At 60.6% G+C, this 6,775-nt stretch carries 7 protein-coding genes; 6 read left to right on the forward strand and 1 reads right to left on the reverse strand.

Annotated elements, in window-relative coordinates; all coding sequences use genetic code 11:
- The first annotated feature begins 94 nt into the window (after positions 1-94).
- The 6 genes from gatC to ACIPZE_RS20310 all read left to right on the forward strand — a co-directional run bounded on the left by gatC (position 95) and on the right by ACIPZE_RS20310 (position 5,519).
- Positions 95-382 (forward strand): Asp-tRNA(Asn)/Glu-tRNA(Gln) amidotransferase subunit GatC, encoded by a 288-nt coding sequence (gene gatC, locus ACIPZE_RS20285; protein ID WP_007915356.1) that lies wholly within the window; start codon positions 95-97, stop codon positions 380-382.
- 16 nt (positions 383-398) lie between these two features.
- Complete coding sequence (gene gatA, locus ACIPZE_RS20290) at positions 399-1,850, forward strand: Asp-tRNA(Asn)/Glu-tRNA(Gln) amidotransferase subunit GatA (protein WP_400774873.1); 1,452 nt, start codon at positions 399-401, stop codon at positions 1,848-1,850.
- Between the two features lie 146 nt (positions 1,851-1,996).
- Positions 1,997-3,442, forward strand: a complete 1,446-nt coding sequence (gene gatB / locus ACIPZE_RS20295; RefSeq protein ID WP_400774875.1) for an Asp-tRNA(Asn)/Glu-tRNA(Gln) amidotransferase subunit GatB — start codon at positions 1,997-1,999, stop codon at positions 3,440-3,442.
- 220 nt (positions 3,443-3,662) lie between these two features.
- Complete coding sequence (locus tag ACIPZE_RS20300) at positions 3,663-4,037, forward strand: septal ring lytic transglycosylase RlpA family protein (RefSeq protein WP_129389124.1); 375 nt, start codon at positions 3,663-3,665, stop codon at positions 4,035-4,037.
- 46 nt (positions 4,038-4,083) lie between these two features.
- Positions 4,084-5,145: a calcium/sodium antiporter gene (locus ACIPZE_RS20305; RefSeq protein WP_400774949.1), complete on the forward strand. Its 1,062-nt coding sequence runs from the start codon at positions 4,084-4,086 to the stop codon at positions 5,143-5,145.
- Positions 5,142-5,519 (forward strand): carboxymuconolactone decarboxylase family protein, encoded by a 378-nt coding sequence (locus ACIPZE_RS20310; protein ID WP_283437687.1) that lies wholly within the window; start codon positions 5,142-5,144, stop codon positions 5,517-5,519. The genes ACIPZE_RS20305 and ACIPZE_RS20310 overlap by 4 nt, the downstream gene beginning before the upstream one ends.
- A gap of 82 nt (positions 5,520-5,601) precedes the next feature.
- On the opposite strand, the gene ACIPZE_RS20315 is transcribed toward ACIPZE_RS20310, so the two are convergent.
- Positions 5,602-6,543, reverse strand: a complete 942-nt coding sequence (locus ACIPZE_RS20315; RefSeq protein WP_400774878.1) for an AEC family transporter — start codon at positions 6,541-6,543, stop codon at positions 5,602-5,604.
- Positions 6,544-6,775 lie beyond the last annotated feature (232 nt).

Here is a 6,775-nt window from a genome sequence, read left to right on the forward strand (position 1 = left end):
CACAATCGCGGCCTTATGACCGTAGAAGTGCGGTAGTGTTCCGACAATCTAACACACGGACGCCGTCCGTTCTGTTTTCCACAGGAGAATCCCGATGGCGCTAGAACGCTCCGACGTGGAAAAAATCGCTCATTTGGCCTGCCTTGGCCTCAATGATGCCGATCTTCCACACATTACTTCCGCTCTCAACAGCATTCTCGGTCTGGTCGACGAAATGCAGGCTGTTAATACCGACGGAATCGAGCCTCTGGCCCACCCGCTGGAAGCCAGTCAGCGCCTGCGCGCCGACGTCGTGACCGAGAGCAATCACCGCGAGGCCTACCAGTCCATCGCACCAGCGGTCGAAAACGGCCTGTATCTGGTTCCGAAAGTCATCGACTAAAGGGAAAGAGCCTGCAATGCATCAAATGACTCTGGCCGAGATCGCCCGCGGTCTCGCCGATAAAAAGTTTTCCTCCGAAGAGCTGACCAAAGTCCTGCTGGCGCGCATTACCCAGCTCGATCCGCAGCTCAACAGTTTCATCAGCCTCACCGAAGCGCTGGCCCTCGAGCAGGCGAAAGCCGCCGATGCACGCCGCGCCAACGGTGAGAGCGGCGCCCTGCTCGGCGCGCCGATCGCTCACAAAGACCTGTTCTGCACCCAGGGCATCCGCACCAGCTGCGGCTCGAAGATGCTCGACAACTTCAAGGCGCCGTACGACGCCACCGTGGTCGCGAAACTGGCCGCTGCCGGCGCTGTGACCCTGGGCAAGACCAACATGGACGAGTTCGCCATGGGTTCGGCCAACGAGTCGAGCTGGTACGGCGCGGTGAAAAACCCGTGGAACCTGGAACACGTACCGGGCGGTTCGTCCGGCGGTTCGGCGGCGGCGGTTGCCGCGCGTCTGTTGCCAGCAGCGACTGCCACCGATACCGGCGGCTCGATCCGTCAGCCAGCAGCGTTCACCAACCTCACCGGTCTGAAACCGACGTACGGTCGTGTTTCGCGCTGGGGCATGATCGCTTACGCCTCCAGCCTCGATCAGGGTGGCCCGTTGGCGCGCACAGCCGAAGACTGCGCGATTTTGTTGCAAGGTATGGCCGGCTTCGATCAGAACGACTCCACCAGCATCGATGAGCCGGTTCCGGATTACTCCGCCAGCCTCGGCGATTCGCTGCAAGGCCTGCGTATTGGCGTGCCGAAGGAATACTTCAGCGCCGGTCTCGACCCGCGTATTGCCGAGCTGATCCAGAGCAGCATTAAAGAGCTGCAGAAGCTCGGTGCCGTGATCAAGGAAATCAGCCTGCCGAACATGCAGCACGCGATCCCTGCGTACTACGTGATCGCCCCGGCAGAAGCGTCTTCGAACCTGTCGCGTTTCGACGGCGTACGTTTCGGCCACCGTTGCGAGCAACCGAAAGACCTGATCGACCTGTACAAGCGCTCACGTGGCGAAGGCTTCGGCCCGGAAGTGCAGCGCCGGATCATGGTCGGTGCCTACGCGCTGTCCGCCGGTTACTACGACGCCTACTACCTGAAAGCGCAGAAGATCCGTCGTCTGGTGAAGAACGACTTCATGGCGGCCTTTAATGAAGTCGACATCATCCTCGGCCCAACCACGCCGAACCCGGCCTGGAAGCTTGGCGCCAAGAACAGCGACCCGGTCGCTGCCTATCTGGAAGACGTCTACACCATCACCGCCAACCTCGCGGGCCTGCCGGGCCTGTCGATGCCGGCCGGTTTTGTCGACGGTCTGCCGGTTGGCGTGCAGTTGCTCGCGCCGTATTTCCAGGAAGGTCGCCTGTTGAACGTTGCCCACCAGTATCAGTTACACACTGACTGGCACACCCGCACCCCGCAGGGGTTTTGAAACTGCTGCGCTCGGTAATGCTGCGTTGAAAACTGGCTCGTAATGCTCATTGACTAAAGTCAACTCCGCTTACTCGCCAGTTTTCGCCTTGCCTTACCTTCGCTCGCGACGTTTCAAAATCCCCAGCAAAAGGCTAGGAGACACACATGCAATGGGAAGTCGTGATCGGGCTGGAGATTCATACTCAGCTCACTACCCGGTCGAAAATCTTTTCCGGTAGTTCCACCACGTTCGGCTCCGAGCCGAACACCCAGGCCAGCCTGATCGACCTGGGCATGCCCGGTGTATTGCCGGTGCTGAACCAGGAAGCCGTGCGTATGGCGGTGATGTTCGGTCTGGCGATTGACGCCGAGATCGGTCAGCACAACGTGTTCGCGCGTAAAAACTACTTCTACCCGGATCTGCCGAAGGGCTATCAGATCAGCCAGATGGAATTGCCGATTGTTGGCAAAGGCCACGTGGACATCGCCCTCGAAGATGGCACGGTCAAACGCGTCGGCATCACCCGCGCGCACCTGGAAGAAGATGCCGGCAAGAGCCTGCACGAAGAATTCAACGGTGCCACCGGCATCGACCTGAACCGTGCCGGCACGCCGCTGCTGGAAATCGTTTCCGAGCCGGACATGCGCAGTGCCAAGGAAGCCGTGGCTTACGTCAAGGCAGTCCACGCGCTGGTGCGTTACCTGGGCATCTGCGACGGCAACATGGCCGAAGGCTCGCTGCGTTGCGACTGCAACGTGTCGATCCGTCCGAAAGGCCAGGTTGAATTCGGCACGCGTTGCGAGATCAAGAACGTCAATTCGTTCCGTTTCATCGAGAAGGCGATCAACTCCGAGATCCAGCGTCAGATCGAGCTGATCGAAGACGGCGGCAAAGTGATCCAGCAGACCCGTCTGTACGATCCGAACAAGGACGAGACCCGTCCGATGCGTTCGAAAGAGGAAGCCAACGACTACCGTTACTTCCCTGATCCGGACCTGCTGCCGGTGATCATCGAAGAGTCGTTCCTCGGTGAGGTCCGCGCCACCCTGCCGGAACTTCCTCCGCAAAAACGCGAGCGTTTCCAGGAGCAATTCGGTCTGTCGGTCTATGACGCCAGCGTCCTGGCCACCAGCCGCGAACAAGCCGATTACTTCGAGAAAGTCGCGGCCATCGGCGGCGACGCCAAACTGGCGGCGAACTGGGTGATGGTCGAGTTGGGCAGCCTGCTCAACAAACAAGGCCTGGACATCGACGAGTCGCCGGTTTCGGCGGAACTGTTGGGCGGCATGCTGCAACGCATCAAGGACAACACCATCTCCGGCAAGATCGCCAAGGTGGTGTTCGAAGCGATGGCCAACGGTGAAGGCAGCGCAGACGAGATCATCGAAAAGCGTGGCCTGAAGCAGGTGACCGACAGCGGCGCGATCTCGGCCGTGCTCGACGAAATGCTCGCGGCCAACGCCGAGCAGGTTGAACAGTACCGTGCGGCTGATGAAGCCAAACGCGGCAAGATGTTCGGCTTCTTTGTTGGCCAGGCGATGAAAGCGTCGAAAGGCAAGGCCAACCCGCAGCAAGTGAACGAACTGCTGAAAAGCAAGCTCGAAGGCTGATGCAAATGGAGCCAGACTCAAAGCCTGGCTCCATCTCCTGTGGGAGTGATCTGTGGCGAGGGGATTTATCCCCGTTGGGCTGCGAAGCGGCCCCAAATGCCGAGCTTGATTTACACCAGATAAACCGAGCTCTCAGATTTTGGGACTGCTGCGCAGTCCAACGGGGATAAATCCCCTCGCCACAAAAGCTCACCCTGCACTAGTTTCGGGAAACCTTTGAATGAAGCGTTTGTTCATCAGCTGCGCCCTGCTCTCCTTGCTGGCCGGTTGCGCCAGCACCGACATCATCGACCCGCACGGTTACGACCAGACCGGCGTCGCCTCCTATTACGGTGCCAAGCACCACGGTAAACGCACCGCCAGTGGCGAAGCGTTCAACCAGAATTCCCTGACCGCCGCCCACCGCCAGCTACCCTTTGGCACGCGGGTGAAGATCACCAACCTGAAAAACGATGAATCCGTCGTGGTTCGCATCAACGACCGCGGCCCGCACACCCGTGGCCGTCTGATCGATGTGTCACGCGCGGCCGCCGAACAGCTCGGCATGCTGCGCAGCGGCACCGCGCGCGTGCGCGTGCAGGCCCTCGACGACTGATGGAGCGCTGACTATTTTCGGACTGACCGATTTGCCGCTGATCAGCGTGATCGAACTGCTTGCCGGCCTGTGCCTGCTGATCTTCGGCGCCGAGCTGATGGTGCGCGCGGCGGTGCGTCTGGCCGAGCGCCTGCACGTGCGCCCGTTGATCATCGGCCTGACCATCGTCGCCCTCGGCAGCAGCGCACCGCAGATGGCGGTCAGTGTGCAGGCGGCGCTGGCGCACAACCCCGACATTGCGGTCAGCAGTGTGGTCGGCAGCAGCATCTTCAACATCCTCGTCACCCTCGGCCTGTCGGCGCTGATCATTCCGCTGCGCGTCTCCCGGCAACTGGTGCGCCTCGATATTCCGCTGATGATCGGCGCCAGCCTGCTGGTGTTCGTGCTCGCCTGGAATGAAGAGATCGGCCGCTTCGACGGCATTCTGCTGCTGACCGCCCTGGCGCTATACCTGGGCTTGCTGTTGCGCCAGTCACGCCACTCGACGCGACCACATTCTGAACAGACAGACACCGCGCCGGCCTCCTGGATCGGCAGTTCGTTGATGATCATCGCCGGCCTCGCCATGCTGGTGTTCGCCGGGCACCTGCTGCTGGGCGCCGCCGTGGTGGTGGCGACGGACCTCGGCTTCTCGGAGCGGGTGATCGGCCTGACCGTGGTCGCCGTTGGCACCTCGCTACCGGAACTGGCAACCTCGCTGATCGCGGCATTGCGCGGACAACGCGACATCGCCGTGGGCAACGTCATCGGCGCCAACCTGTTCAACTTGCTCGGCGTACTCGGCCTGACCGCGTTGATCGCGCCGACGCCACTGTCGGTATCGCCGAACGCACTGGATTTCGACCTGCCGGTGATGCTCGGCGTCGCCGCGTTGTGCCTGCCGGTGTTCTATTCCGGCTACCGCGTGACCCGCGCCGAGGGGTTGTTGTTGCTGGGTTTGTATCTGGCTTACGGGTTGCACGTGGTGTCGTTCACCACCGGCATGCCGCTGGCCGGCAAACTTGAGCGCTTGATGCTGTTTTATGTCCTGCCGGCGCTGTTGATGTTTCTGCTGTTCACGTCGATCCGCGCCTGGCGCCACCAACACCACAAGAGTGATAAACCATGACCGAATCGAAGAAGTCCGGGGTTGAAGTTCGCCGCCAGGTAATGGGCGATGCGTTTGTTGATCGAGCGTTGGATAACGCCACCGAGTTCACCCAGCCGCTGCAGGATTTCGTCAATGAACACGCGTGGGGCGGCGTGTGGAATCGTGAAGGTTTGCCGCTGAAGACGCGCAGCTTGATCACCCTCGCCGCGCTGACGGCGTTGAAGTGCCCGCAGGAGTTGAAAGGCCATGTGCGTGGTGCGCTGAACAACGGTTGCACGGTGGATGAGATTCGCGAGGCGCTGCTGCATTGCGCGGTGTATGCCGGCGTGCCGGCGGCGATTGACGCATTTCGCGCGGCGCAGGAAGTGATCGATACCTACGAGAAGAGCTGAAAGATCGCAGCCTTCGGCAGCTCCTACAGGAGTACACATTCCCATGTAGGAGCTGCCGCAGGCTGCGATCTTTTGATCTGCTTTAAATCCACCCGCCCCACTGCAAAACGAAGATCCCGACATTGGTGGTAATCGCCGCCATCAACGTGGTCAGCACAATAATCGCCGCCGCCAGCTCATGATTGCCCTGCGCCGCCCGCGCCATGACGAAACTTGCCGCCGCCGTCGGGCTACCGAAGTACAAAAACAGAATCCCCAACTCCGCCCCGCGAAAGCCCCACAGCCAAGCCCCCAACGTCGCCAGCACCGGCAAACCGATCATCTTCACCAGGCTTGAACTCAGCGCCATGTTGCCGCTCTTGCGCAGCGCTGCCAGCGACAGGGTGCCGCCGATGCAGATCAGCGCCAGCGGTAACGTGGTCTGCGCCAGATACTGGCCGGAAGTCTCCAGCCAGCCCGGCAAACCGATCTTGAAATAAGCAAACGGCGCCGCCGCGATCACGCTGATGATCAGCGGATTGCTGAACACGCTTTTGCAGATGCTCCACGGATCGGACTTGATCACCGGGCTGTACACCGCCAACACGATGGTCGACAGCGTGTTGTAGAACAGGATCACCAGCGCCGCGAGAATCGCGCCGAGGGAAATCCCGTAATCGCCGTACATGCTCGCCGCCAGTGCCAGACCGATCACGCCGTTGTTACCGCGAAATGCGCCTTGGGTGTAGATACCGCGATCTTCGCGCGGGCATTTGAAAATCGCCCAGCCCCAGGCCAGGGCAAAGCTCACCAGCGTGGCGATGGAGAAGTAGATCAGCAGGGACGGTTGCAACGCGGCGTGCAGATCGGCATGCAGAATGCCGAGGAACAGCAGCGCCGGCATGGTCACGTTGAACACCAGCGAGGAGGCGGTGTGAATGAAGTTGTCGTTGATCCAGTCGATGCGCTTGAGCAGCACACCGAGAAACAACATGGCAAATACCGGCGCGGTGATGTTCAGGGTTTCGAGGAAGATTGCCAGCATGCCGGGGGAGCCTTGGATGAGCGTCGTTGGATGCCAATGATAAAGCAAAAGCCCCTCACCCTAGCCCTCTCCCCGAGGGAGAGGGGACCGATCGGGGGATATTGCATTAATCCATCGACCTGAAATGACATCGCTGAATCCATAATCAACTCGGTATTTCAAGTCGATGTACAGCGCCAGACACCTCGATCAGCCCCTCACCCTAATCCTCTCCTCGAGGGAGAGGGGACCG

Origin of the sequence: Pseudomonas sp. NPDC089741, from assembly GCF_044748825.1 — a bacterium.
Lineage (GTDB): Bacteria > Pseudomonadota > Gammaproteobacteria > Pseudomonadales > Pseudomonadaceae > Aquipseudomonas > Aquipseudomonas helmanticensis.

What these genes read in the sequence shown, in the direction of transcription:
- gatC (WP_007915356.1), top strand. Translation starts at nt 95, where the DNA reads ATGGCGCTAGAACGCTCCGACGTGGAAAAAATCGCTCATTTGGCCTGC.
- gatA (WP_400774873.1), top strand. Translation starts at nt 399, where the DNA reads ATGCATCAAATGACTCTGGCCGAGATCGCCCGCGGTCTCGCCGATAAA.
- gatB (WP_400774875.1), top strand. Translation starts at nt 1,997, where the DNA reads ATGCAATGGGAAGTCGTGATCGGGCTGGAGATTCATACTCAGCTCACT.
- ACIPZE_RS20300 (WP_129389124.1), top strand. Translation starts at nt 3,663, where the DNA reads ATGAAGCGTTTGTTCATCAGCTGCGCCCTGCTCTCCTTGCTGGCCGGT.
- ACIPZE_RS20310 (WP_283437687.1), top strand. Translation starts at nt 5,142, where the DNA reads ATGACCGAATCGAAGAAGTCCGGGGTTGAAGTTCGCCGCCAGGTAATG.
- ACIPZE_RS20315 (WP_400774878.1), bottom strand. Translation starts at nt 6,543, where the DNA reads ATGCTGGCAATCTTCCTCGAAACCCTGAACATCACCGCGCCGGTATTT.